Source organism: Adhaeribacter soli (assembly GCF_008727925.1).
Lineage (GTDB): Bacteria > Bacteroidota > Bacteroidia > Cytophagales > Hymenobacteraceae > Adhaeribacter_A > Adhaeribacter_A soli.
In genome coordinates this window covers 64,994-91,884 of sequence record NZ_VTWT01000003.1, presented here as the reverse complement: position 1 = coordinate 91,884, position 26,891 = coordinate 64,994, and the positions used below count along the sequence as shown (strand labels likewise).

Below are 26,891 nucleotides of genomic sequence, written 5' to 3'. Positions count from 1 at the left end.
AAAAATTTTCCCGGCAAGTTGCCGGAAGCCCTTACGAAAAAAAGTAAATTTGTATGCTGCAATTTCATACGAAAGTACTTTTTCGCTTCGTTTTGATATTGTTTTCCGGTTGCTGGCTAAAGCCATAACGCTGATTTTACTTTTTTAACTCATTAATATACTGTTTGAAAGCTGGTTTTAGTATGCGGTGGTCGGGAAAAGTAAAATTTTTAATGGGTTGCTTTCTTGCCTTAGGCAGTGAAGTTTTTGCCCAGGATGCCCACTTTTCCCAACAATATGCCACCCGCCTGCTCTTAAACCCGGCTTTTGCAGGGCTTACGGCCGAAGCAAGTGCCAGTGCCGCTTACCGCAACCAATGGCCTTCGCTTAGCGGCGCTTTCGTTACAAATTACCTTTCCGGCGACATTCGGCTGGGCGAAAGCAAAAGCAGCGTGGGGGTGCAAATGCTCCTGGACCAGTCCGGAAGCGCCGGATTTACCCAGTTCGGATTTAACGGCATTTACAGTTATCGTACCAGAATTTCCAAGAACCTGGCGGTAAGCGCGGGTTTACAGGCCGGCTACGGCTCGCAAAAAGTAGATTTTACCAATTTAACTTTCGGCGACCAGTTTACCGACGACGGCCTGCAAAACGAAGTTTCAGCTGAAACTAACAATTTCGATCCGGTCCGTTACATAACTTTGGGCACCGGCGGCATTTTATATTCCGACCAGCTCTGGCTAAGCATCAGCGCTAACCACCTGAACCAACCGGACCTAGGAAATACCACCGAAAGCCGGCTGCCGTTAAAAGTAATTCTGAACACCGGTTACAAATTCTATGCCTATACCCATTATTCAGAAAACAAATTTTACGAATTAAGTTTCACGCCTACAGCAACTTACATAAAACACGGACCTTTTTCGAGAACAGATGTGGGCCTGTATACTTTATATACGCCGGTAACCGTTGGTATTCTGTACCGGGGTGTTCCGGTAGGGGGAACCAAGACGGAACAATCGCTGGTTTTTATTGGCGGAATTCAGTTAAATGCCTTCCGGATGGCCTATAGTTATGACTTGGGATTAAGCGGTTTAAGTGCCTCAACCGGAGGCGCTCACGAAGTTTCTCTGGCCTTTCACCTGGTAGATTATACCAAAATCTTTAAGAATAGGGCCCGGAACAAAAATTCCCTCGAAATTGCTTGCCCGGCGTTCTGATTTTTAGTATCATTGCAAATTAATCTCTGTTAGAAAACCCATACATTATCAGGTACATTTAATTTTATGAATCTTTTCAAGTATCTAACCTATGCAGCGACCGGCTTAGTACTGTTGTCGTCCTGCAACAAAGGCAACCCGACCAGCACCAATCCAGGTGATGCTAGTACCACTACCGGTATTGCGTTTAACCAGGACGATGGATTTAAAGTAGCCGATTATTCCGGGCAGCCGGAGGGTCCGGGTCTGATCTTCATAGAAGGCGGCCGTACCACGCTGGGTTCTACGGAAGAAGATTTGGCGATGACCCGCGATAACCTGGAAAGAACGGTAACGGTAGCTTCCTTCTATATGGACGAGGCTGAAGTTGCCAACATCCACTGGTTAGAATATTTGTTCTATATTAAGAAGGACTCTTCGGAAGAATTCTATAAGTCTGCTTTGCCGGACACTACCGTTTGGGCTCGTCAGCTTTCCTTCAACGACCCTTACGTAGACCATTACCTGCGTTACCCTGGTTTCCGTTTCTTCCCGGTTGTGGGTGTAAGCTGGGAGCAGGCCAACGATTACTGTACCTGGAGAACCCAGAAAGTTAACCAGAACTTAGCCAAAGAAGCTGGTGTAGAGATTCCGGAAGGAACAGGCCGCATTCCATTGGAGTCTGGCGTTGTGCTTCCGAACTACCGTCTCCCGACAGAAGCTGAGTGGGAATATGCTGCCCAGGCTTTGATCGGTACGCAGTTAACCGACGACGAAAACCAGATGAACAAGCGTATCTATCCTTGGGATGGCCACCAGGTGCGTAACCCTTACGGCAAGAACATGGGTCAGTTCCTGGCTAACTTCAAGCGCGGCCGTGGTGACTACGCCGGTATTGCCGGTGCCCTGAACGATGGTGCGATGATCACAGAATATATCTACAATTATCCGCCAAACGATTACGGTCTGTACAACATGGCTGGTAACGTGAATGAGTGGGTGCAGGACATTTACCGTCCTGGTTCATTCCAGGATGTGGAAGACCTTAACCCTTTCCGCCGGAACGGTTTTCTGGATGAAGAAACCGGTTACGACGCAAAAGGCTTCCAGTCCCTGATCACCGATAAAGTTCGCGTTTACAAAGGTGGTTCCTGGAAAGATGTTGCTTACTGGTTATCTCCTGGTACCCGCCGCTTCCTGGCTCAGGACTCCGCTACTGCAACAATCGGTTTCCGTTGCGCCATGATCAACGCTGGTTCTAACAGATAAGCATTACCAAGTATTATAAAAAAAGCCCTGTAGCAATACAGGGCTTTTTTGTTTTCAATTAATCCCTATCAGGCAGCTGCAATGGTGGCGACCGTAATACTTTTACAACCACTATTAAGCAATTCATGGCCGCAGGCTTCTAAAGTGGCTCCGGTCGTAAGCACATCATCTACCAGCAGGATCCGTTTTTCTCTTACCTTTTCGGGCTGTTTTACTTCAAATATTTTTTCAACGTTTTCCCAGCGAGCTAAACGGCTTTTCCGGGTTTGAGTGGTACTAGCCGCAATACGGGCAATAACCTGGTCGCTCCACGGAACCTGAAGCGCTTCACTCAGGCCCTGAGCGAATTTATCGGCCTGGTTGTAGCCTCTTTGTTTTTGTTTCCGGGTATGCAGCGGCACGCCCAGGATCAAATCGAATTTATCTTTATAACCAGCCTTTTCAAGTTCATAACCATACCATTTCCCCAACAAATCCCCAATCTCCGATACGTTTTTGTATTTCAGGTTATGCAAAAGGTTCTGTACCCGGCCGGCCCGCACAAAGGTGAGGAACGATAAGGCGTTTTCTACATTAATTCTTCCCAGAAAACGATTATTCAAAGGATTGTGTTCGGTAGGTAGCAGGTGGGAATTGGTATAAGGAAGCTTCGCGCGGCAGGAGGTACAGACCATGGATTCTCCATCAGCCAGGGTTTCGTTACAGGCGTAGCAGATTTCGGGATAAACCAGCGCCAACAGATCAGAAAAAGCTTTCATACCGTTCTTCCTTAAGCATTTAAGTTTCTAAAAACTATTTTTTTACCGTATCTTTATTAGTTAGCGAAATAGCATTCGCTTTTATTTATTATTAACATTTTTTATGAGCAAGGTTCAGGAATTTAACGACTACCGGCAGAAAATGAACGAAAAAATCATGGCAGCCGACAATAAAGTTATTAAACGATTTTTCAACTTAGATACAAACGCTTACGCCGAAGGCGCCGTGGATGTAAAGACCAAGGAAATGCTGGGTCTGGCGTGCTCACTGGTTTTGCGTTGCGACGATTGCGTGAAATACCATTTAGGCAAATGCATGGAATGCGGCCTCACGGATGAAGAAGTTTACGAGGTATTTGCCATTGCCAATCTAATTGGTGGCTCTATTGTAATTCCGCATTTCCGGAGAGCAGTAGAATACTGGGAGGAATTAAAAACGGTGGAAAAGCATTAACCAAACAGAAGCCTTTAAAATTAGTTTTCCGCCTGAAATCAGTATGATTTTCAGGCGGAAAACCCAGGCTCCGGAAGTTTCCGGCTTTAAAAAGAGGCTTTAAGATTTCCACCTCTCCACACTAAATAAAACGAACCATGGCTTACTACGAAGCTGAAAATGAACTGGATCTGGATGTACGCTGGACCGATTTGCGGCTCGATCTGCAGAAAAAATTCGGCAAACGTCCCGACCTGAACGCGATACTTTTCCTCATTGGCATCCAGGAACTGGGGCAGGGGATAACCGAGTTCACCAAAGAACAAAAACAGGACCTTATGCACATAGCTACCTGCAAGGTTTTCAGCCTTTCGGGTTTTTACGAATTAACGCATACCGATGCCGAAGGCTGGCCGCATTACCGCTCGGTGAAGCCTTTGCCGGCCGGGCACCTGAAAGCCCAGGAGCGCATGCTTAAATGGCATATTTTAGAATATTTCGATCAGTTATAAATGAAGATAATCAGTTACAACGTTAACGGGATCCGCTCCGCGCTGAGCAAAGGATTTCTGGAATGGCTGCAGGCTACGAACGCCGATGTGGTTTGCCTGCAGGAAATTAAATGCTGTGAAGACAAAATAGACAAACAGCTTTTCTACGACCTGGGCTACCAGGTTTACTGGCACCCTGCGGTAAAGAAAGGCTACAGTGGCGTGGCTATTCTTTCGAAAACCCAGCCGAAAAATGTGGAAGTTGGTTGCGGTATGGAAGTGTACGACAACGAAGGCCGGGTTTTACGGATCGATTTCGATGAATTTTCGGTTTTGAACGTATACATGCCATCGGGCTCCAGCGGCGATACCCGCCAGGATTTTAAAATGCAGTGGCTGGCAGATTTCAACCATTACGCCGAAAAACTGAAAGCTGAATTACCGGGTCTGATCATTTGCGGCGATTACAATATCTGCCACCAGGCCATCGATATCCATAATCCGAAGTCGAACGCTAAGAGCTCGGGCTTTTTACCGGAAGAACGGGAATGGTTCACGCAATTTTTAGACCGCGGCTTTACCGATACCTTCCGGCATTTTAACCCGGAGCCGCACAATTATACCTGGTGGAGCTACCGGGCCGGTGCCCGAAACAAGAACCTGGGCTGGCGCATCGATTACCTGCTGGCCACCGAAAACCTGAAACCAAAACTGAAACGCGCCGCCATTTTAAGCGAAGCCAAACATTCGGACCATTGCCCGGTAATGGTGGAAGTAGCGCACTAAGGCTTAACAACGCTATACTTTTACGGCAAAAAAGCCGTTAATAACGGTGTGGGAAATTGGCTTTAGGCCGCACTTTTAAAAAGTCGCAATTCCCTGACACTCAAAAAGAAATGATACGAATTAATTTCTGACCGACGATAGTTATGCAACCTGAAGAAAGTTTAAACCACCTGCTGGCCCAGCTGCAGGAATTCAAGAAGAAATTTTACCTGAATCTGTTGATAAAGGGGGTAATTTTTTCGGTTGGCCTGCTGTCTACCTTTTTCCTGCTGTATAACCTGCTCGAATATTTCCTGTATTTTCCACAGTACGTCCGGGCGTTTTTACTTTTCTCTTTCATTGGCATAACGGTTTATGCGGCCTGGCGCTGGCTCTGGGTGCCGGCACTGGCTATTGCCAATTTGCGCAAAGTGCTTTCCGACGAAGAAGCGGCCCGTAAGATCGGCGGCTTCTATCCGGAGATCCGCGACAAACTGCTTAATACCATCCAGCTCCGCGACCTGAGCCGTACCAACGACCTTATTGCGGCCAGTTTAAACCAGAAAGCTTCCCAGTTTACCGGCGTTCAGTTCAAAGAAAGCATTAAGCTAAGCGAAAATCGTCCTTTGCTGAAATACGTGCTCGTACCGATGGCCATTGTGTTTGGTATTCTGATGATCTACCCGAGCATCTTTGTACAGGGAACCGAACGCATTATTAACTTCAAGCAATTCTATGCGCCACCGGCGCCCTTCGAATTCGAGATCAAAAATGATGAACTGAAAGCCTATAAAAACGAAGATTATCAGCTCAAAGTAGGAGTGAAGGGCAAGACCCTGCCGAACCAGGTTTCGATTGTGTATAACGGCCGGGAACAGCTCCTTCGGAAGGTTAGCGCTAATGAATACGTGTTCGAATTCCGGAACCTGCAGAAGCCGGTGGATTTCCAGTTATCCGGCTCCGGCTTTTACTCTGATAATTATGAATTAGAGCTACTTGCGCGGCCAAATCTGAAGAACTTCTCGGTGGTTATTAACTACCCGGAATACCTCCGCAAGAAAGCCGAAACCGTGGATAACTCCGGCAACTTAACCGTTCCGGAAGGCAGCGTGCTGCAGTGGAACTTCGATGCAGCCGAAACCAAAAACCTGACCTTAGCTTTCCAGAACCCGACCCAGGAATTAACGGCCGAAGCGAATGGGAACCGGTTCCAGGTTTCCAGAAAGATCATGCAAAGCCAGGCGTATCAGGTGCAGCTATTGAACCAGTTCGGCCGCAATAAAGACGAGATCAGCTACCAGTTAACCACCATTCCGGACCGCGTGCCGGATATATCCTTAGAGAATTTCAACGACACCACGCTTTACCAGTTTTTAGTAGTGGGCGGTAGCATTTCTGACGATTACGGCTTAACGCGCCTTGCCCTGAACTACCGGGTTACCAATCCGCATAATCCAGCCAGAGCATCGCAATTCAAAGCCATTCCGATCCATTTCGACCGCGGGCAGGTGAGCCAGACGTACTACCACAAATGGGACATTACGAACCTGCAGCTGCAGCCCGGCGACCAATTAGAGTACTTTGTGCAGGTTTGGGACAACGACGGCATACGGGGCAGCAAATCGGCCAAAACGCGCGTGCAGGAATTCAAGCTGCCAAGCCGCCAGGATATGAAGGATGAAATTGCTTCCAGTGCGAAATCGGTGCAAAGCCAGTTAAGCCAGACCCTGGAAAAAACGCTGAAGCAGAAAGAAGAACTGAACAAGACCGAAGACAAATTCAAGCTGAAGAAAGAACTTACCTGGCAGGATAAAAAACAGCTGCAGGAACTGGTAGACAAGAAAAAACAACTGGAAAGCGACCTGCAGGCCCTAAAGCAAATGCACGAGCAGCTTACCCAGCAGGAAAACCGTTTCGATGAAAAGAGTATGGAATTGGCCCAAAAAAGTCAGGAGCTCCAGAAACTCATGAACGAACTATTGGATCCGGAAACCAAAAAGCTCTACGAACAGCTTGAAAAACTGCTGCAGGAAAAACGCCAAAACGACCCGGAACTTCAGAAATTACTCGACAAACTCAACAATAAGGAGAATACCTTAGAGAAAGAACTGGAACGTGCTCTGGAGCTTTTCAAGCAACTGCAGTTCGAGCAGAAACTGGAAAGCACCATGAAGCAGCTCGACAAAATGGCCAAGGAGCAGGAGCAACTGGCTAATAAAACCGAAGACAAGAAAGCCAATAACGAACAACTGCAGAAAGAGCAGGAGAAACTGAACCAGGAATTCGAGAACCTGAAGAAAGAAATAGACGACCTGCAAAAGCTGGATAAAGAACTCGACAACCAGAACCAAATGGACCAGTCCGATTCTGATCAGCAGGACATTGAAAAGGATATGAAGGATTCCAAGGAATCTTTATCGAAGGATCAGAACAAAAAAGCCGGGAAATCCCAGAAAAGCGCTGCCCAGAAAATGGAAAAGCTTTCCAAGAAAATGGAGCAGAGCCAAAAGAATTCCGACATGGAAGAAGCTCAGGAAAACCTCGATGACCTGCGCGCCATTCTGGAAAACCTCCTAAAGCTTTCCTTCGATCAGGAAGACCTGATGAAATCGTTCCGCACCGTAAACCAATCCGATCCGCGCTTTGTGGCCCTTGGCCAGCAGCAGTTAAAGCTGAAGGACGATGCCAAAATGATCCAGGACAGCCTTTATGCGCTTGCCAAACGCGTATTCCAGATCCAGTCGTTCGTTACCCGCGAAGTGGGCAATATGAACCAGCACATTAATTCCAGTTTGCAGGAGATTAAAGACCGCAACGTGGGCAAAGCTACCGGCCACCAGCAAATGGCCATGACTTCCATAAACAACCTTGCCCTGATGCTGAACGATGCCTTAAAGCAGATGCAGCAGCAAATGGCCCAGCAAATTAAAGGCGACCAGACCTGCAGCAAGCCCGGCGGCAAGAAGCCGAAGAGCGGAAATATGGCCCAGATGCAGCAGGCGCTGAACCAAAAAATGGAAGAATTGAAAAAAGGTCAGCAGTCCGGTAAAGGCATGTCCGAAGAATTAGCTAAATTGGCAGCTCAACAGGAAGCGCTTCGGCAGGCCTTAAAAGAATTGCAGAAGCAGGGGCAGGAGAAAGGCCAGAAAGAAGGGAACGGAAAATTGGGCGATCTGGCGAAAATGATGGAACAATCCGAAACCGATCTCGTTAATAAACGACTTACAGAACAAACCATCATGCGGCAGCGGGAAATCCTGACGCGCTTGCTGGAAGCGGAGAAAGCCGCCAAAGAACGGGAGCTCGACAACAAACGGGAAGCCCAGACGGCGGCGGAAAAACAAACCCCGGTTCCACCTTCTTTCGAGAAGTATTTAAAAATGAAACAAAAACAAACTGAATTGCTGAAAACTGTTTCGCCTGCATTTTCTCCTTATTACAAGCAGGAAGTGAACGAATATTTTCAGAAATTGGGTCGTAATTAATTTTAATTAAAACTGCTTTCAATTAGTACATTCACTTATAACTATGAATCAAGTTAAAATTCAGATTCCTTCCATTATCGAGAACATCCGGATCGTGGAAAGCTTCATCGACAATTCCAAGGATAAGTTCCAGATCGAAGACGACATCTACGGCAATATTATGGTAGCCGTAACGGAATCTGTAAATAACGCTATCCGGCACGGCAATAAATTCGACAAAGACAAGAATGTGTACCTGTCTTTACAAGTGGCCGAAGACCATTTAAAATTCGAAGTGGAAGATGAAGGAAGCGGCTTCGACACGGAGTCTTTACCGGATCCTACATCTGTTGAAAACTTAGAAAATCCCGGAGGCCGCGGTATCTTTTTAATGCGTAATCTTTGCGACGAAGTGAAGTTCACAAATAACGGCAGGAACGTACAATTAACGTTTTTCATTAAAAATGACTGAGGAAACTATTGATGTTGAAACCGAAGATATCCACTTCGAATTAACGAATTATCAACAGGTTTCCGCGTGGATAAAACAAGTTATCCACAACTATAAAAAAAACCTTGGTGCGCTTACCTATATTTTCTGCTCCGACAATTACCTGCACCAGATCAATGTAGAGTACCTCGACCACGATACCTTAACCGATATTATCACCTTCGATAATGCTGACGATGATGGCACTATTGAGGGTGATATTTTTGTTAGCGTGGAACGCGTAAAAGATAATGCTGCTGACTTGGGAATTGCTTTCGAAGATGAACTTCACCGGGTAATGATCCATGGTATCCTTCACCTGCTTGGTTTCGATGATTCTACGCCGGAATTAAAAGTTGCTATGCGGGCAGAAGAAGACAAATGCTTATCTTTGCGGAGTTTTTAAGGGAGCTTAAAAATGTTTCACGTGAAACACTTTAGTAATTTAGTTTGATGTTTACAGAATACGATATTATTGTAGTTGGCGCCGGCCATGCAGGATGCGAAGCTGCTCATACAGTAGCCACAATGGGTTCGAAGGTTTTATTAGTAACCATGAACATGAACACCATTGCGCAAATGTCTTGCAACCCGGCAATGGGAGGGGTGGCTAAAGGCCAGATCGTACGCGAAGTAGATGCCTTAGGCGGCATGAGCGGGATTATCACGGATAAAACCATGATCCAATTCCGCATGCTGAACCGCTCGAAAGGCCCGGCCATGTGGAGTCCACGCGCCCAAAGCGACCGGATGCGTTTTTCGGAAGAATGGCGAACCGCTTTAGAAAACAATCTGAATATCGATTTCTGGCAGGACATGGTTTCCGGCATTATCGTAGAAAACGATAAGGTTTGCGGCGTAAAAACCAGTTTAGGAATCGAGATTCGGGCTAAGGCAGTTATTCTCACAAACGGGACATTCCTGAACGGCATCATCCACATAGGGGAGAAGCAACTGGGCGGGGGCCGCGCTGCCGAGAAATCGGCCAAGGGAATTACGGAGCAACTAGTGCAATTAGGTTTTGAAAGCGGCCGCATGAAAACCGGAACCCCGCCACGGGTAGACGGTCGTTCCTTGGATTACACCAAAATGGAAGAGCAGTTCGGCGATGAGAAGCCTTCTAAATTCTCCTATACCGACACCGAGCCTTTAACCAAACAACGGAGCTGCTACATTACCTATACCAATTCCGAAGTACACGAGATCCTGAAAACCGGCTTTGAAAAATCGCCGATGTTCCAGGGAAGAATTCAGGGCTTGGGTCCGCGCTATTGCCCATCCATCGAAGACAAGATCAACCGTTTCGCCGATAAAGACCGTCACCAGATCTTTGTAGAACCGGAAGGGTGGAGCACGGTGGAAATTTACGTAAACGGTTTCTCGAGCTCACTGCCGGAAGAAGTACAGTACCAAGCTTTGAGGAAGATCGTAGGTTTCGAGAACGCCAAAATGTTCCGCCCGGGTTACGCCATTGAATACGATTTCTTCCCGCCAACCCAGCTAAACCATACTCTTGAAACCAAGCTGATCGAGAACCTGTACTTTGCCGGACAAATAAACGGCACCACCGGTTACGAAGAAGCGGCTTGCCAGGGATTAATGGCCGGTATAAACGCCCACCAAAAAACCCGGGGAAAAGAAGCTTTAATTCTGAAACGTTCAGAAGCATACATTGGCGTACTGATCGATGATTTGGTAAACAAAGGTACTGATGAACCTTACCGCATGTTCACCTCCCGGGCCGAGCACCGCATCCTGCTTCGTCAGGATAACGCCGACATCCGCCTAACCAAACTTGGCTACGACCTGGGCCTAGCTGATGAAAGCCGTTTGCGAAAAGTAGAGGAGAAGATAAAAGCAGCAGCCGAAATCACGACTTACCTGAACAAAAAAAGCATGGAGCCGGAGATAGTGAATACTACTTTACTGGCTTTGGAATCAGCCCCGATCTCTGAGAAAGCAAAAGCAACCAACCTATTAAGGAGGCCAAATATCGAACTTGAATATTTAGCCAAAGCCGATCAGGAACTTGCCGCTTTCTTGGAACAGTACGATCAGGAATATTGCGAGCAGGCCAGTATTGGGATCAAGTACGAAAGCTACATCGAAAAAGAAAACCAACAAGCAGCCCGCATGAAAGAACTGGAAAACTACGTGATCAAGGAACGCCTCGATTACAATAAGATTCCGGCCCTTTCGCACGAAGCCCGTCAGAAATTACTTAAAATAAACCCGGAAACTATTGGCCAGGCATCGCGCATCAGCGGTGTATCTCCGGCCGATATTTCGATCTTAATGGTATACCTCGGAAAATAAATGGCCTACGAACGCCTCGAAAATTGCCCGGTTTGCGGGAAAACAGAACATAAGAATTTTTTAGTAGTCCAGGATAAATCGGTTTCCCAGGAAAGCTTCGTAATTGTTTCCTGTGAAAACTGTGGCTTTAAATTCACCAATCCCCGGCCCGATCCGGAAAGTATTGGCAAGTACTACGAATCGGAAGAATATATTTCGCACAGCAATACCAACAAAGGCATTATCAATAAAGCCTACCAGATCGTTCGGTCCATTGCCGTAAAAGATAAGGTGGAGTTGGTAAACAACCTGTCGCCGAAAGGCAAAATGCTGGATTATGGTTGCGGTACCGGCTACTTTCTGGCGGCTTGCCAGAAAGACGGGTGGGAGGTAGAAGGCTTCGAGCCAAACGGACTGGCTAACCAACAAGCGGCTGAAACGTTAGGAAAACCGGTCGAAAAAGTATCGCTCGATAAATTCACGCCGCAAAGCTTTGAGGTGATTACCTTATGGCACGTTCTGGAGCACGTTCATACGCTTAACGAAACCTTCCAGAAACTGCTTTCATTGCTGAAGCCTAACGGCGTAATCGTGGTAGCCGTTCCGAATGCCGATTCCCTTGATGCCCAAAAGTACAAGGAAAACTGGGCAGCTTACGACGTTCCGCGCCACCTGTACCACTTCAACCAGGCAACCATGAAACGCTTTATGAAAAAGCATAAACTGGAACTGCAGGACGTGAAACCGATGAAATACGATGCCTATTACGTGAGTATGCTGAGCGAAAAATACAAAGCCGGCAAAAGCAAAATGCTGAGCAGCGTATTAACCGGTTACAAGTCGAATAAATATGCGAGCAAAAACAATAAAGATTACTCCAGCCTTATTTATATTGCACGAAAAAAATAACGTATGACCTGGAGTAAAAGGCTGGTGCTTTTAGTAGGTTTATCGCTGGCTTTGGAAACACAAACCCTTAAGGCTCAAATAGATAGTACCCAAAAAGTAAATTCAGCCGTATTAGCAACCGCTACTCCGGAACTTAAATTAGACCCCGAAACAAAGAGGCAGCGAAACAAAACCGAACGCAAGGTTTTTGTTTCCTGCCTCTTAATTGTTTTAACTACAATCCTGATCTACAATGTCCGTTCTAAATAGATTTTTTGCCGTAGCTTCTATCCTTACCATAAGCGGCTGTGCCGCCGTAAACGCGCCGGAAGGAGGCCCCCGGGACGAAACCAAACCCGTACTGAAAGAAACCAGTCCGGCCAATGGCAGCACCAATTTCAAAGGCAAAACCATTTCACTAATTTTCAACGAAGATGTTCAACCTAAAGACCTGAATAAGGAGCTTATTATTTCGCCAAATACCGGCAATACTTACACCGTACGGAACGACCGCAAAACCATCAACCTGATCTTCGACAAAGATCTGGAGGAAAATACCACCTACCTACTTGACTTCCGGCAGGGGATAGGCGACATTACCGAAGGCAACACAGCGGAAAATGTGCGGATATCTTTTAGTACCGGCAATTTCATCGATACCGCGTATGTGGCCGGAAAAGTAATAGACTACATAACCTCCGCTCCCGAAAACAACATTACCGTAGGTTTATACCCGGAAAGCGATACCAATAATATCCGAGACCACAAACCGTTTTATTTCACCAAAACCGGCGCCGACGGCTCTTTTGCCTTACGCAACATCAAAGCCGGCAATTACCAGATCTTCGCCTTAGGCGACAGAAACAACAACGAGTTCTACGACCAGGAAAAAGAGAAGATCGGTTACCTGGCTCAATCCCTGCAGGTACAAGGAAGAACCGATTCGGTTATCCTGAAAACGATCGTCATGGATTTCCGGAAGCCGTTTGTAGTATCGGTAGAAAATAACCTCGATCAGAATACCCTAGTGTATAACGAAGGCATAAGCATCCTGAAATTCCAGACCTTAGGCGCTGCTCCAAGAGAGGAAAAATTACTGGTGAAGCCAAGCGAAGACGGTAAACGAATTGTGGTGTATCCGCAAAACGGAACGTTGCCACAGCGTTTGCTGGCCCTTTCTACCGATAGCAGCAACAATGCAGGCGTAGATACGGTAAAGTTCGCCCTGACGGGTAAAAAGGCCATTCCGGAGGTATTGACCTTCACCAGTACCCGCACCGATCTTCCTACCAATACCCGTAACGAAATAGAGCTTATTTTTCCGGTACCTATAACAATAACAGGTAATCAGCCTTTCACAATTCGGGAAGACACCGTGCGAAGTATTACACCGGCTTATCCAAAAGACTACACCTTAACCGAAAACAATACCAACCTGAAGCTGTATTATACAACCAAGGCTAAGAAAACGGTAGAACTGATCCCGGATACCACCCAGTTTGCGGCCATAAATGGCACTCATTTTCGGAGCCAGGTCCTAAGCTTCGGCATAAATAATAAAGCGGCAACAGGAGGTTTCTCAGGAAGCATTAAGACCAATTACAAAAGTTACTGGCTCGAAGTACTGAACGAAAAAGGAAAAGTGATCCGTAGGTTAACCAATCCTAAAACCTTCCGGATGGAAAACCAGCATCCCGGAAATTACCAGCTCCGGGTAAAAATTGACGAAAATAACGACGGAAAATGGCAAACCGGGGATAAAAAGTTGAAAACTATGCCCGAAAAGATCTATTTATATCCAAAAACGATAAGCGTGCGTTCGAATTGGGAAATTTCAGACTTGATGCTGGTTTTTTAACATTTGAACGGTGGAAAACTGGGGGAAAATTCTGAATTCCCGTTCAAAAGTTTTGGCAGCTTTTGAAATTTCAGCTCCGGACACGAAAAACGCACCGCCAATTGTGGGAACCGGTTCAAAACCAACAACGGAATTTAGCTTATCCACGAAGTGCAGAAGAAAAAGCACGAGTTATAAAGAAAAGTGGAAAACCGACCTAAAGAATTGAAATTCAAAAAAGAAAAATCAACAGCGTCGGGGAAAACTGTGTATGAAACCTGAACAAATGCACAAGAAATAAACTTTCAGCATAAAAAAACCGACTTATACACTTATGAACAGGCCTAACAAAGAGAATAAAATATTTAAACTTTAAATTTTTTTTAATTTTATTTTTAGGGTGTGTGGAAATGTGAAGAAAACCGCGAAGCGGAAAAAAATTTAAAAAATCAGCTTTCAGGAAGGACAAGAAAAAAGACGCTGAAAAGAAGAGCCGATAATTGCTTAATATTGCTTTCAGACAAACACGATTAAAACCTAACGAAAACACTATGCAGGACAACGAAATTAAATTAGGGGAAGGAATCGGACAGATAAAGTTCGGTTTAACCATGGAAGACGTAGAAGCGGCCTTGGGCGAACCGGAAGAAATAGAAGAATCGGACGAAGAAGACGAATTTGAGCATAAGGTCTGGAATTACTGGGAAGAAGGTTATTCCTTTTATTTCGACCACGAAGATGATTACCGCCTGAGCTGCATTGAAACCGCCGATCCGGAAGTAAAACTCTTCGGCCAGAAGATCTTCGGCATGACCCAGAAAGAGATCGAGGAGATGATGAAGAGCAAGGGCATCGTAAATCCGGAGCGGGAGACGCTTGAGACGGGCGAGACGCGCGTTTCTTACGAGAAGGAGATGATCGACATGTACTTCGATAAAAACGCGCTGGTGAGCATTAATTTCGGCGTATTCATTAACGACGACCTGGAAGTTAAATGGCCTTCTTAATGAAATGGTAAAAACGCTGCCAAAACAGTACTAAAAACCAATAAAAAGCCCCGTAGCAGTACGGGGCTTTTTTGTGAGTCAGTTTATTTGGAGTATGAATAGATCATCCCGCAGAACAGTAGGAACAGCGCACCGAAAAGGAACGGGCAATTTCTACCGCAAGGGGACACCTAAACCCAATACCGTCAACTTAAGGAATTATTGCTCTTTCAGACATCTATGTCTGAAAGTAAACTGCCGGGGACATCCTTGTCCCCGTATCCATACACGCGGGCAAGGATGTCAGCATCAGATTTCGTTTCGGACATAGATGTCCGAAACAGCGATACTAATTAATAGAAATGCTTAAGTTGCCGGCATTGTACCTAAACCTGACTCATAACTATTCTGAAACTACGGTTTAGGTACGGCTATGGAAAAAAGTCCATCCTTTGGAGGCTAACTTAGTACGAAACAATAATCCGGTCATCTCGACGCCAAGAGAGATGACCGGAATGAGGTAGTAAAGCCAGAATAAAAGGTACTACCAACTTGATGGGATCTCTCCTGGCGTCGAGATGACCGGGAAGGGGCGGAAACTACTGTAAAATCAGGATTTAAACCTTTAAATGAAAGCGGAATTTTAAAAAAAGAACCTAAATACAATTAAAAACCCAATAAAAAAGCCCCGTAGCAATACGGGGCTTTTTTTGTGAGTCAGCTTATTTAAAGGTTTAGAGCATCCAGCGGAAAAGCAGGAACAGTGAACCGGATAGAAACATGGAAACCGGCAGGGTAAGCACCCAAGCCAGCGCAATGTTTCGGATCGTTCCGGCATTCAGGTTTTTAATGCCGCGGTTAGCTACCATAGAACCTGCAATACCCGACGATAAAATGTGGGTAGTACTTACCGGAAGCTTGAAAACGAATGTGGAGAAACCGATTACACCGGCAGCCATTAATTCGGCAGAAGCACCTTGCGCGTACGTTAAATGCTCTTTACCGATCTTTTCACCAATGGTTTTTACAATTCTTTTCCACCCGATCATGGTACCAACGCCCAGCGAAAGCGCTACGATCATGACTACCCAGTCCGGGGCATAATCGGTATAGCTACGCATCGTGGCAATGCTGGAATGAATTTCGTCGCGGTCGTTCTGGCTCAACGAAACATCCGGGCTTTTCAACAAAGCTTCGGTATCTTTATTAAGCAACAGAATATCTTTCCGGAGCTGGAATTTGCTTTTGTCTTCCAACTGGTGCAGCGTTTCCGCGCTCTGGAAGATCCGGCGCATATCAGCCGCTTCAGCTTTGATCCGGCTTACGGTTTCAGTATCGGTTTTAGATAATACGGAAACATCTATGCGGTTCATAACCTGCTCGGTGCGGGCCAGTGAGTTTTGAATTTCGAAAGGATCTTTGGTATGGTCTAAAGCAAAATAAACCGGCACAATTCCGATCAGGATCAGCATTATTAAACCAACGCCTTTCTGACCATCGTTCGAACCGTGGAAAAAGCTAACCGCCGTACAGGTAAAGATCAGAATTAAGCGGATCCAGAGGGGAGGTGGTTTGCGTTTGTGCGGCTCTTTAAAGATCGTTTTGCTTTTCACGAAACGCTTCAGAATAAACATAAGCATTACGGTAAGCGTGAAACCCAGTAAAGGCGAAACGATCAGCGACATTCCGGTTTTGCCGGCTTCGCCCCAGTTCACGGCCGCGCCACCGGTTTCGGGCAAGGCCGAAAAAGCGATGCCAACGCCCAGAATGGCGCCGATAAGCGTATGCGAGCTGGAAGAAGGCAAACCATAATACCAGGTTCCCAGGTTCCAGATAATGGCGCTTAAAAGCAAAGCCCCGATCATGGCAATGCCGTGGTAGACGTCCTGGTCAATGAGAGCCTCGATAGGTAAGAGGTAAACAATACCCATAGCCACCCCGATACCGCCGGCAAAAACGCCGATGAAATTCCAGAATGCCGACCATATTACGGCAATCCAGGGCCGGAGCGTGTTGGTGTAAATTACCGTGGCCACGGCGTTCGCGGTATCGTGAAAGCCGTTCACGAACTCAAATGCACAGGCGGCGAGCAAGCACAGAATGAGCAGAAATAACAGTTGTGGATCTAGTCCAAACATAAAAGTTTTTAGTAAAAATTAAAAAAATCGTGCAAAATTAAGCCTATTACCCGGTGTCAATGTTAAGGAATTGTTAAGAAAGTAGTGCAAAGTAAACGGAAATCCGGAATTGCGTTTATAAACGTATTTTATAAAATTAGTTTATGGTAAATAACCCGGAAAGTAACAATTTGAAGCAAAGTTACTTAAAGATCTTTCTACGCTTTTTAAAATTTGGTTTTTTAGCCTGGGGCGGACCGGTAGCGCAAATTGCCATGATAAGAGAAGAACTGGTAGAACAGGAAAAATGGGTTACCGGCGAACACTTTAACCGTACGTTGGCCATTTACCAGGCCTTGCCCGGACCGGAAGCGCACGAACTTTGCGTATTTTTTGGCATGGTGGCCGGCGGCAGGTGGGGAGGTTTTCTGGCCGGCCTGGGCTTTATGCTTCCCGGTTTCCTGCTCATGCTCCTTTTTTCCTGGATCTACCTGCAGTTCGGAATTTCAGACCCAACCTTTAACGCCGTATTTAAAGGATTTCAGGCGGCCGTAATTGCGCTCATTTTCTTTGCCGTACACCGGATCGGGAAACATGCGCTCTCTAACAAAGCGCTATTAGCAATAGCAATACTATCGGCTTTTGCCAGTTTGTTAAAGGCCCCTTTTTACCTGGTGCTGCCGGTGGCCAGCCTGCTGTATGTTTTGGCCGCGAAAGGGAAGCGAATTTTAGCCATACTTTTGGGAGCCATTTTAATAGCATTTTCGATCTATACCTTTTCGCAAACTAACCGGAGTCTGAAGAAAGCGGATAACGTTCCTGCAAACCGGCAAATCAGCCGTCCGGTTAAAACCGAAGCTGCTAAATTATTAGGCAGCGGCCTGAAAGCCGGACTGCTCACTTTTGGCGGCGCGTACACGGCCATTCCGTTTGTGCAGGAAGATGCAGTAGAACGAAACGGCTGGCTTTCGAACGAACAGTTTCTGGACGGCATTGCGCTTTCCGGTATTTTGCCGGCGCCGCTCATTATTTTTTCCACGTTTGTGGGCTTTCTGGCCGGAGGCTGGCTCGGCGCCATCTTAATGACGATCGGGGTTTTCCTGCCGGCCTTTTCTTTTACCCTGATCGGGCATAATTATCTGGAGCGCATTATTCAGAATAAAGGCACCCACCATTTCCTGGACGGCATGACTGCCGGCGTGGTAGGCCTGATAGCCGTAACAGCCCTGGAGCTTTTCCGTACCACGATCACCAGTTGGCAGGCTGTCCTGATTTTTGCCGGTTCCTGGCTTTTGCTATACACAGTTAAAGGCAAAGGAACGGTAGTACTGGTAATTCTCGGTTCCGGGTTGGCGGGCTTTTTGTGGCATTTATTTTCCTGAAATCTGAATTCGTTTAACTGTTGAAAAAGGAAGCCTGACTGACGTAGAAAGCATATAAAAAATGCTCCTGTACTTTCTCTAAAGGTATTTTGTTAAAAAGTAGCAGAAGTTTTTCCACAGCACGAACCCAAAGAAACTTGGAGATACCCACCTTCGATTAAGACCTTTAATGCTGTAAAATCATAAGCCTTCCGATAAGCTGAAAACCCAAAACGCTACTAAAAACCGGGTAAAACTAAAAATGCCCTTTGCCCGAAATTTCAAAGCTATAGCTATATTTGCACCCATGGCAAAAGAAGAAAAAAATACCCTCGAAAATACCCAGTTAAAAGATATTATTTCGCACGCCAAGGAATACGGTTTTGTGTTTCCGAGCTCCGAAATCTACGACGGCCTGCAGGCGGTTTACGACTACGGCCAGATGGGCGTGGAATTAAAGAATAACCTGAAGCAGGTTTGGTGGAAATCCATGACCCAGCTGCATCAGAATATTGTGGGCATTGATTCGGCCATTTTCATGCAGCCCGATACTTGGAAAGCTTCCGGCCACATCGATTCTTTCAACGATCCGATGATCGACAACAAAGATTCGAAAAAACGCTACCGCGCCGACGTTTTGATTGAAGACAAAGCTGCGGAATACGAAAAAGCCGGCGACAAAGAAAAAGCCGACGCGTTATTAAAACTCATGGGCCACCTGCTGGAAAAGGAAGACCTGACCGGCGTACAGGAGTTAATTATTGCCGAAGGTATTAAATGCCCGATCTCGGGCACCAGCAACTGGACAGAAGTACGTCAGTTCAATCTAATGTTCTCTACCCAGGTTGGTTCCGTAGCCGAAGACAGCACTACGATTTACTTACGTCCGGAAACCGCGCAGGGCATTTTTGTGAACTTCCTGAACGTGCAGAAAACGGGTCGCATGAAAATTCCGTTCGGTATTGCGCAAATTGGTAAAGCCTTCCGGAACGAAATTGTAGCCCGCCAGTTCATTTTCCGGATGCGCGAATTCGAACAAATGGAAATGCAGTTCTTCGTGCGCCCTGGCACCGAAATGGAATGGTACAACAAATGGCGCGAAAGCCGCAAGAAATGGCACGAAGTGGTAGGCGTTCCTTCTGAAAAACTCCGTTTCCACGACCACGAAAAACTTGCCCATTACGCCAACGCCGCCGTAGATATCGAGTTCGAATTCCCGTTTGGTTTCAAAGAAGTAGAAGGCATCCACTCCCGTACTGATTTCGACCTGAAACAACATCAGGAACTGAGCCGCAAAAAAATGCAGTACTTCGACAACGACCTGAACGAAGAAGGCAAACCGTACGGCAACTACATTCCTTACGTAGTAGAAACCTCCGTAGGCGCCGACCGTCTGTTCCTGATGACGCTCTGCAATGCTTACCAGGAAGAAGAAATTACGGAAAACGAGCAAACCAAAACCCGTACTTTCCTGAAATTCCACCCAGCCATTGCCCCGGTAAAAGCCGCCATTTTCCCGCTCGTCCGCAAAGACGGTCTGCCGGAAAAAGCCATGGAAATTTTCGACGACCTGAAATACGATTTCAACATGATCTACGAAGAACGCGACGCCATCGGTAAACGCTACACCCGCCAGGACCTGATCGGAACGCCGTTCTGTATTGCCGTAGATTACCAGACCATGGAAGACAACACCGTAACCGTCCGTGAACGCGACTCTCGCGAACAAAAACGCATGAACATTTCCGAGCTTCGCCAGTACATCGGCGATGCCGTGAGCATGAAGCGGATTTTCGAGCAGCTGTAACCCCACCTAAATCCTCCCCTAATTCAGGGGAGGACTTCTTTTTCAGTAGCACCGGTCTTTGGTTCGGTGCTTTTTTTTTGTAAGAGGATGGTTTTTCACGTGGTAAAGGTAGCGTTTTTGTCTGAACAAGATTTTCTGGATTTTTTAGAAGTGCATGATTTTCAATCGTTTGAATCTGAATTTTCAGAATTATAAAATTTTCAGAATTAAAAATCAGGATTAAAATGTAGGGGCATCCCTTGTGGGTGCCTTTTCACATTATCGATTCACGTTTATGTCTGAACACGATTTTAAGGATTAAAGGATTATCATGATTTCACGTTATCGGATTTCCCAATATCGCCAGCGCAGCGCCCCTGAAACCACGTTAGTCGATAAGAAAAATATAGTTTAATCGGAGGCAAACTGATCCCAGTTTCTGTTCCAAAGACTTTGGATTAACCGGTGCCGACGTAGGAGGCAGCCCGGAAGGGCAGGTGAATCCACGGCTTTGGAATAGAAACGAAGCCACCCGGCTTGAGGGAAAAGTAAACTATGAAAGTGAAAAGTTATTGATTAAAGCAAAAAGCTTGCTATAAGAACGGTAAGCTTTGTAACTTAAAAACTCTATAGCAAACATTACTACCAACCAGATGAGATCTCTCCTAGCGTCGAGATGACGAAATAAATCATTATGCTTCCACCCCAAAAAACTCAAAAAAGAGAAAAATATCCCCTCAATTTCCCAAAAAAGAATAAAAAATTTCTAATCCATTCCCCTTACCTTTGCTCAATTGTAGCAACCCATGTGGAAGAACATTGCCCTTTTTATTCTTAAGAACCGGATCGCACTGATCCTTGCCCTGGCGGTAACCACGGCCTTTATGGCCTGGAAAGCGAAAGACGTAGAAATGTCTTACGATTTTGCCAACGTCGTTTCCAAAGACGATACCGACATGGTTTACTTCCAGCGGTTCAAACAAACCTTTGGCGAGGATGGCAATGTGCTGGTAGTGGGCATGCACGACAGCGCCGTTTTTCAACTCCAGAATTTCCGCGAACTCAAAAAACTTTCCGATGCAGTTAGCCACGTAGAAGGCGTAAAAGCGGTTATTTCTCTGCCGGGCCTGGTGAGTATTCAGAAAGATACCACCGAAAGGACCTTTGCTCCGAAGAAAATTTTTGAGCCTTTTCCCCAAAGCCAGAAAGAACTGCACGCGTTACTGCAAACCGTTAAAGACCAGAAATTCTACGAAGGCTTAATTATTAACGAAACCACCGGCGCCACGCTGCTGGCTATAACCGTAGATCCGAAATTCCTCAATTCGGCCAAAAGGGTGGAAGTGATGGACCACATTACCCAGCACACCGAAGCTTTCGGCCGGAAAACCGGCATCAAAATGCACTACGCCGGCCTGCCGTTCGTGCGCGCCGTAATGACTACCAAAGTAGCCGGCGAAATGAAATTGTTCCTGGCCCTGGCCATGCTGGTTACCGCAGTTACACTTTTCCTGACGTTCCGGAGCTGGTCGGCGGTTATTTTTCCACTGTTGGTAATCAGCGTAGTCGTGATCTGGACCCTGGGAACAATTGCGCTTTTAGGCTATAAAATTTCGCTGCTAACCGGCTTAATTCCGTCTATTATTGTCGTTATCGGGATTCCGAATTGTACCTATCTCTTAGCGCATTACCACCTCGATTACCGCAAGCACGGCAACAAAATGCTGGCCATGGCGCGGGTACTGAGCAAGCTCGGTCTGGTAACGTTTATCAACAATGCCACCACCGCTATCGGCTTCATCGTTTTCATGTTTACCGACATCGCGATCCTATTTGAATTCGGGGTAGTGGCCGGTATCAACACGTTTGTAACCTACCTGGTGTGCGTGATCCTGATTCCGGTGGTGTTCTCGTATTTGCCGCCGCCAACCGAAAAACAGTTGCGGCACCTTGATGCGAAACCGCTGACCAAACTGCTGGAGTTCTTCGAATTCATTGTTTTGCAAAAGCGCTACCTGATCTACTTTTTCACCATCCTAATCTCGGCTTTATCGATCTGGGGAATTTTCAAGATCAAAACCGTATCGTATATGGTAGACGATCTGCCGAAAGAAAGCAGTGTAAACGCCGACCTGAAATTTTTCGAACGTCATTTTAACGGGGTAATGCCATTAGAGATCGTGATCGATACCGGCGTAAAGCAGGGCGTGATGAAGCTGAACAACCTGAAAAAGATCGACCAGCTCGAAAATTTCCTCCGGACCCAGCCCATACTTTCAGCGCCAATTTCCGTGGCAGGCCTGGTGAAAACTGCCACCCAAGCCTTTTATAACGGCGACCCAAGTTCCTTTCGCCTGCCTGATAATACCGAACGGAATTTTATTTTCAGTTACCTGGCCAAGCAAGGTGGCGGCGAAAACAAGCGCCTGTTGCGAAGCTTCGTAGATTCCACCGGCCAGCGCACCCGCATTTCCCTGCGCGTGGCTGACGTAGGTTCCCGGGAACTCGATACGCTACTTATCAACAAAATAAAACCGGAGATACGTAAGATCTGGGGTGGGGAAAACGTAAAGGCAACCGAGGAGGGTAATACCATGAATTTCCAGCGGGAAGGCGCTGATAATAAGCAGTCTGTAAGTTTAACAGGCACCACGTTATTGTTCATAAAAGGAAATGAATACCTGATCGATAGCCTCGGCGAAAGCTTAATTCAGGCATTTATCATGGTTACGATCATCATCATTTTCCTGTTCCGAAGCTCCAGCGCCGTTATCATCACCCTAATTCCCAACATCATTCCGCTTATTATGGTAGCCGGCTTAATGGGCTTTTTAGGAATTCCACTCAAGCCAAGCACCGCCCTCATTTTTACCATTGCCCTGGGGATAACGGTAGATAATACGGTGCATTTTCTGGCTAAGTACCGCCTGGATCTGGCCGCCAATGGGTTCAACGTGCGCGAAGCCATTATTTCAGCCATTGGCGAAGCCGGTACAAGTATGATCTACACCACCGTTACATTGTTCTTTGGTTTCGTTATCTTCGCATTTTCGGAGTTTGGCGGAACGAAGGCTTTGGGAATATTAATGAGTTTAACTCTGCTCATTGCCTTATTTACGAACCTGATCGTGCTGCCGGCCCTGTTGGTAAGCTTCGATAAAGGACGATACACCTACGAACCGAATGCCCCGATCCAGGATTACGACGAATACAGCGAAGAAAACGATGCCGACGTGGACCTGGATATGCTGGAAATTAAACAAGAATTAGAGCCTGTAAGTAATAGCCGTGAAGTATAACGAATACAAAAACCTCGACTACGCCCGCGTGGGCGAAGACATCCTGAAGTACTGGAAAGAGAACCGGATCTTCGAACAATCGGTGGAAACCCGCGAAGGCCAGCCGACTTTCGTGTTCTACGAAGGTCCGCCTTCGGCTAACGGCACGCCCGGCATTCACCACGTAATGGCCCGCGCCGTGAAAGATATTTTCTGCCGCTACAAAACGCTGCAGGGTTTCCAGGTAAACCGCAAGGGCGGCTGGGATACGCACGGGCTGCCGGTAGAACTTCAGGTGGAAAAAGAACTCGGAATCACCAAGGAAGACATCGGTAAGAAAATTTCGGTAGAAGAATACAATGCTCGTTGCCGCGAAACGGTAATGCGCTTTAAATCGCAGTGGGACGACCTGACCGAGAAAATGGGTTACTGGGTGGACCTCGATAATCCGTACATCACCTTCGAAAACGACTACATCGAAAGCGTATGGGCGCTGCTCAAAAAACTCTACGACAAAGGTTATCTTTATAAAGGCTACACCATTCAGCCGTTTTCCCCGGCTGCTGGCACGGGCTTAAGCTCCCACGAATTAAACCAGCCTGGAACCTACAAAGACGTAAAAGACACCACCATTGTAGCTCAGTTCAAAGCGAAGCGCAACGATGTTTCGGAGAAGTTATTCACAGCAGCGAACGGGGGAGAAGTTTACTTTTTAGCCTGGACCACTACGCCCTGGACACTTCCTTCCAACTCTGCCTTAGCGGTTGGCAAAGGAATTAAATATGTGCAGGTAAAAACCTTTAACCTTTATACACATTTACCGGTTCAGGTAATTCTGGCGAAAGACTTGATCGGTAGGTTTTTCTCCGAAAAAAGTAAGGGTTTAAGTTTCGAAGATTACAAGCCCGGCGACAAGCAGATTCCTTTTGAGATAGTAGCTGAATATACCGGCGCAGATCTGAACGGAATCGAGTATGAACAGCTCATGCCGTACGTGCAACCCGATACCCCGGCCTTCCGCGTGATCATCGGTGATTTCGTTACTACCGAAGATGGTACCGGCATTGTCCACATTGCGCCAACCTTTGGTGCCGACGACTTTAGAACGGCAGCCCAGCAGAATATTCCGGCTATTACGGTAGTGGATGATATGGGAAAAGCCGTTCCGCTTGTGGATAGACAAGGCCGTTTCGTGCCGGAAGTTACCGACTTTGCGGGTAAGTACGTGAAGAACTACGACGGTCAGGATGAAAGCCACGCGGATTACAAAACCGTTGACGTTCAGATCGCTATCAAACTGAAGGAAGAAAATAAAGCTTTCAAAGTAGAGAAATACGAGCACACGTATCCACATTGCTGGCGCACCGATAAGCCGATCCTGTATTACCCGCTGGATAGCTGGTTTATCAAGACAACGGCCGTTAAGCAACGCTTAATTGAGCTGAACGAAACCATCAACTGGAAACCGGAAAGTACCGGCTCCGGCCGTTTCGGTAACTGGCTCGAAAACCTGGTAGACTGGAATTTGTCGCGTTCGCGCTACTGGGGCACGCCACTCCCGATCTGGCGTACCGAAGATGGTACTGAAGAGATCTGCATTGGCTCCATCGAGCAACTGTCCGAAGAAATTGACCGCGCCGTAGAGGCCGGTTTAATGGATGCGCCGCTGCCAGAGACCTACGACCTGCACCGTCCGTTTGTGGATAATATCATCCTGAAAAGCAAGCACGGCAAACCAATGTACCGCGAAACCGACCTCATCGACGTGTGGTTCGATTCCGGTGCGATGCCGTATGCCCAGTGGCATTACCCGATCGAGAATAAGGAGCAATTCCAGAAGAACTTCCCGGCCGATTTCATTGCCGAAGGCGTGGATCAGACCCGTGGTTGGTTCTTTACCCTGCACGCGCTGGCCGTAATGCTCGAAGACAGCGTGGCTTTCAAAAACGTAATTGCCAACGGCCTGGTGCTCGATAAGAACGGCAACAAGATGAGCAAACGCTTGGGCAATGCCGTAGATCCGTTCGAAACCATTGGAAAATTTGGTCCGGATGCTACGCGTTGGTACATGATCGTGAATGCGCCGCCTTGGGATAACCTGAAATTCAACACCGATGGCGTAACCGAAGTGCAGCGCCGTTTCTTCGGCACGTTGCAGAACACGTATTCCTTCTTCGCGCTGTATGCCAACCTTGATAACTTCACGTTTGCCGAAGCCGAAGTACCGGTAGAACGCCGAACCGAAAGCGATCGCTGGATCATTTCGAAGCTGAATTCGCTCGTAAAAGTTGTGGAAAACTACTTCAACGATTACGACCCTACCAAAGCGGCCCGCGCCATTCAGGATTTCGTAACCGATGACCTGAGTAACTGGTATGTGCGCCTGAACCGCAAACGTTTCTGGAAAGGCGAATACAACGAAGATAAAATGGCCGCTTACCAGACCCTTTACACCTGTCTGGAAACTGTGGCTAAAATTGCTTCACCAATCGCACCGTTCTACATGGATCAGCTTTTCCTGGATCTGAACAAGGTTTCTGGTAAGAGTGCCTCGCAATCGGTGCACCTGGAACGCTACCCGAAAGTTGTGGAAAACCTGATCGATGCCGATTTGGAAGAACGGATGGCTTTGGCGCAAACCATTTCTTCGCTGGTACACTCGCTTCGGAAAAAGCATACCATTAAAGTACGCCAGCCGCTGAGCCGCATCATGATGCCGGTACTTACCGACAAAATGCGTGAGCAAATTGCCGCTGTAGCCGACCTGATCCAGACGGAAGTAAACATCAAGAATATCGAGTTTATGGACGATGCTTCCGGCGTACTAGTGAAAAAGATCAAACCGAACTTTAAGCGCTTAGGCCAGATCTTTGGTCCGAAATTGAAAGTAGTAGCAGCCGCAATTCAGGGCATGAGCCAGGAAGACATTGCTGCCTTAGAACGTGAAAACGGTTTTGCCTTTGATCTGGGCGAAGAACAGCCGGTAATTATTTCGCCGGAAGACGTGGAGATCTCTTCCGAAGATATTCCGGGCTGGCTCGTAGCTTCCGAAGGAAAAGTAACCGTAGCGCTCGATACTACCATTACCGAAGAACTAAAGCAGGAAGGAATTGCCCGCGATCTGGTAAACCGGATTCAGAACTTACGGAAAGATGCCGGTCTGGAAGTGCAGGATAAAATTAACCTACAGCTCGAAACGGACAATACTGATGTAAAAGCGGCAGTGGAATACTTCAGGAACTATATCTGCGAAGAAACCCAGGCCGTTAATTTTGAAGTGAGAACCGGAATCGAAAATGCTACTGAAATTGACCTCGACGGCATGTTGCTGAAACTGGGGTTAGCGGTAGCGAAATAGTCTGAACTATGATTTTTGTGATTTTTATGATTGTGATGATCTAGGTACGTAGGGTTTAAACCCCACACTACGGATAAATTCAGAACGTTGAATTTCCGCATATATCCACAACTCATTAAATCATAAAGATCACAGTT

At 46.7% G+C, this 26,891-nt stretch carries 19 protein-coding genes; 17 read left to right on the top strand and 2 right to left on the bottom strand.

Annotation, left to right across the window (positions count from 1 at the left end; all coding sequences use genetic code 11):
- The first annotated feature begins 212 nt into the window (after positions 1-212).
- Together F0P94_RS06625 and gldJ are read left to right on the top strand one after the other, a co-directional pair.
- The gene (locus F0P94_RS06625) at positions 213-1,199 is read left to right on the top strand and encodes a PorP/SprF family type IX secretion system membrane protein (RefSeq protein WP_191906946.1); all 987 of its coding nucleotides are present in this window, start codon (positions 213-215) and stop codon (positions 1,197-1,199) included.
- A 66-nt stretch (positions 1,200-1,265) separates the two neighbouring features.
- Positions 1,266-2,447, top strand: coding sequence for a gliding motility lipoprotein GldJ (gene gldJ / locus F0P94_RS06620; protein ID WP_150903067.1), 1,182 nt, complete (start codon positions 1,266-1,268; stop codon positions 2,445-2,447).
- A gap of 68 nt (positions 2,448-2,515) precedes the next feature.
- Here gldJ and F0P94_RS06615 read toward each other — a convergent pair whose 3' ends face one another.
- Positions 2,516-3,205 carry a ComF family protein gene (locus F0P94_RS06615; protein WP_225307138.1) on the bottom strand — a complete coding sequence of 230 codons (690 nt, stop codon included), beginning with the start codon at positions 3,203-3,205 and terminating at the stop codon, positions 2,516-2,518.
- A gap of 103 nt (positions 3,206-3,308) precedes the next feature.
- On the opposite strand from F0P94_RS06615, the gene F0P94_RS06610 reads away from it, so the two are divergent.
- The 11 genes from F0P94_RS06610 (at position 3,309) to F0P94_RS06560 (ending at position 14,875) form a co-directional block, all read left to right on the top strand.
- Positions 3,309-3,659, top strand: coding sequence for a carboxymuconolactone decarboxylase family protein (locus F0P94_RS06610; protein ID WP_150903065.1), 351 nt, complete (start codon positions 3,309-3,311; stop codon positions 3,657-3,659).
- Positions 3,660-3,796: 137 nt separating this feature from the next.
- Positions 3,797-4,150, top strand: a complete 354-nt coding sequence (locus F0P94_RS06605; RefSeq protein ID WP_150903063.1) for a hypothetical protein — start codon at positions 3,797-3,799, stop codon at positions 4,148-4,150.
- Positions 4,151-4,915, top strand: a complete 765-nt coding sequence (locus F0P94_RS06600) for an exodeoxyribonuclease III (protein WP_150903061.1) — start codon at positions 4,151-4,153, stop codon at positions 4,913-4,915.
- Positions 4,916-5,058: 143 nt separating this feature from the next.
- Positions 5,059-8,379, top strand: coding sequence for a DUF4175 family protein (locus F0P94_RS06595; RefSeq protein ID WP_150903059.1), 3,321 nt, complete (start codon positions 5,059-5,061; stop codon positions 8,377-8,379).
- 43 nt (positions 8,380-8,422) lie between these two features.
- Positions 8,423-8,830: an ATP-binding protein gene (locus tag F0P94_RS06590; RefSeq protein WP_150903058.1), complete on the top strand. Its 408-nt coding sequence runs from the start codon at positions 8,423-8,425 to the stop codon at positions 8,828-8,830.
- Positions 8,823-9,254 (top strand): rRNA maturation RNase YbeY, encoded by a 432-nt coding sequence (gene ybeY, locus F0P94_RS06585; RefSeq protein WP_150903056.1) that lies wholly within the window; start codon positions 8,823-8,825, stop codon positions 9,252-9,254. The genes F0P94_RS06590 and ybeY overlap by 8 nt, the downstream gene beginning before the upstream one ends.
- Positions 9,255-9,301: 47 nt before the next feature.
- The gene (gene mnmG / locus F0P94_RS06580) at positions 9,302-11,164 is read left to right on the top strand and encodes a tRNA uridine-5-carboxymethylaminomethyl(34) synthesis enzyme MnmG (protein WP_150903054.1); all 1,863 of its coding nucleotides are present in this window, start codon (positions 9,302-9,304) and stop codon (positions 11,162-11,164) included.
- Positions 11,165-12,052 carry a class I SAM-dependent methyltransferase gene (locus F0P94_RS06575; protein ID WP_150903052.1) on the top strand — a complete coding sequence of 296 codons (888 nt, stop codon included), beginning with the start codon at positions 11,165-11,167 and terminating at the stop codon, positions 12,050-12,052.
- A 3-nt stretch (positions 12,053-12,055) separates the two neighbouring features.
- The gene (locus tag F0P94_RS06570; protein ID WP_150903051.1) at positions 12,056-12,301 is read left to right on the top strand and encodes a hypothetical protein; all 246 of its coding nucleotides are present in this window, start codon (positions 12,056-12,058) and stop codon (positions 12,299-12,301) included.
- A complete protein-coding gene (locus tag F0P94_RS06565) occupies positions 12,285-13,889 on the top strand; it encodes an Ig-like domain-containing domain (protein ID WP_150903049.1) in 1,605 nt (534 codons plus the stop codon). Before F0P94_RS06570 ends, F0P94_RS06565 begins: the two co-directional genes overlap by 17 nt.
- 530 nt (positions 13,890-14,419) lie before the next feature.
- Positions 14,420-14,875 (top strand): hypothetical protein, encoded by a 456-nt coding sequence (locus F0P94_RS06560; RefSeq protein WP_150903047.1) that lies wholly within the window; start codon positions 14,420-14,422, stop codon positions 14,873-14,875.
- A gap of 713 nt (positions 14,876-15,588) precedes the next feature.
- Here F0P94_RS06560 and F0P94_RS06555 read toward each other — a convergent pair.
- On the bottom strand, positions 15,589-16,992 hold the full coding sequence (locus F0P94_RS06555) for an inorganic phosphate transporter (RefSeq protein WP_150903046.1): 1,404 nt from the start codon (positions 16,990-16,992) through the stop codon (positions 15,589-15,591).
- A gap of 170 nt (positions 16,993-17,162) precedes the next feature.
- On the opposite strand from F0P94_RS06555, the gene chrA reads away from it, so the two are divergent.
- The 4 genes from chrA to ileS all read left to right on the top strand — a co-directional run bounded on the left by chrA (position 17,163) and on the right by ileS (position 26,754).
- Positions 17,163-18,353, top strand: coding sequence for a chromate efflux transporter (gene chrA / locus F0P94_RS06550; RefSeq protein ID WP_225307137.1), 1,191 nt, complete (start codon positions 17,163-17,165; stop codon positions 18,351-18,353).
- A gap of 286 nt (positions 18,354-18,639) precedes the next feature.
- Positions 18,640-20,139: a glycine--tRNA ligase gene (locus F0P94_RS06545; RefSeq protein ID WP_150903042.1), complete on the top strand. Its 1,500-nt coding sequence runs from the start codon at positions 18,640-18,642 to the stop codon at positions 20,137-20,139.
- 785 nt (positions 20,140-20,924) lie between these two features.
- Complete coding sequence (locus tag F0P94_RS06540; RefSeq protein ID WP_150903040.1) at positions 20,925-23,417, top strand: efflux RND transporter permease subunit; 2,493 nt, start codon at positions 20,925-20,927, stop codon at positions 23,415-23,417.
- Positions 23,407-26,754, top strand: a complete 3,348-nt coding sequence (gene ileS / locus F0P94_RS06535) for an isoleucine--tRNA ligase (RefSeq protein WP_150903038.1) — start codon at positions 23,407-23,409, stop codon at positions 26,752-26,754. Before F0P94_RS06540 ends, ileS begins: the two co-directional genes overlap by 11 nt.
- Positions 26,755-26,891: the final 137 nt, after the last annotated feature.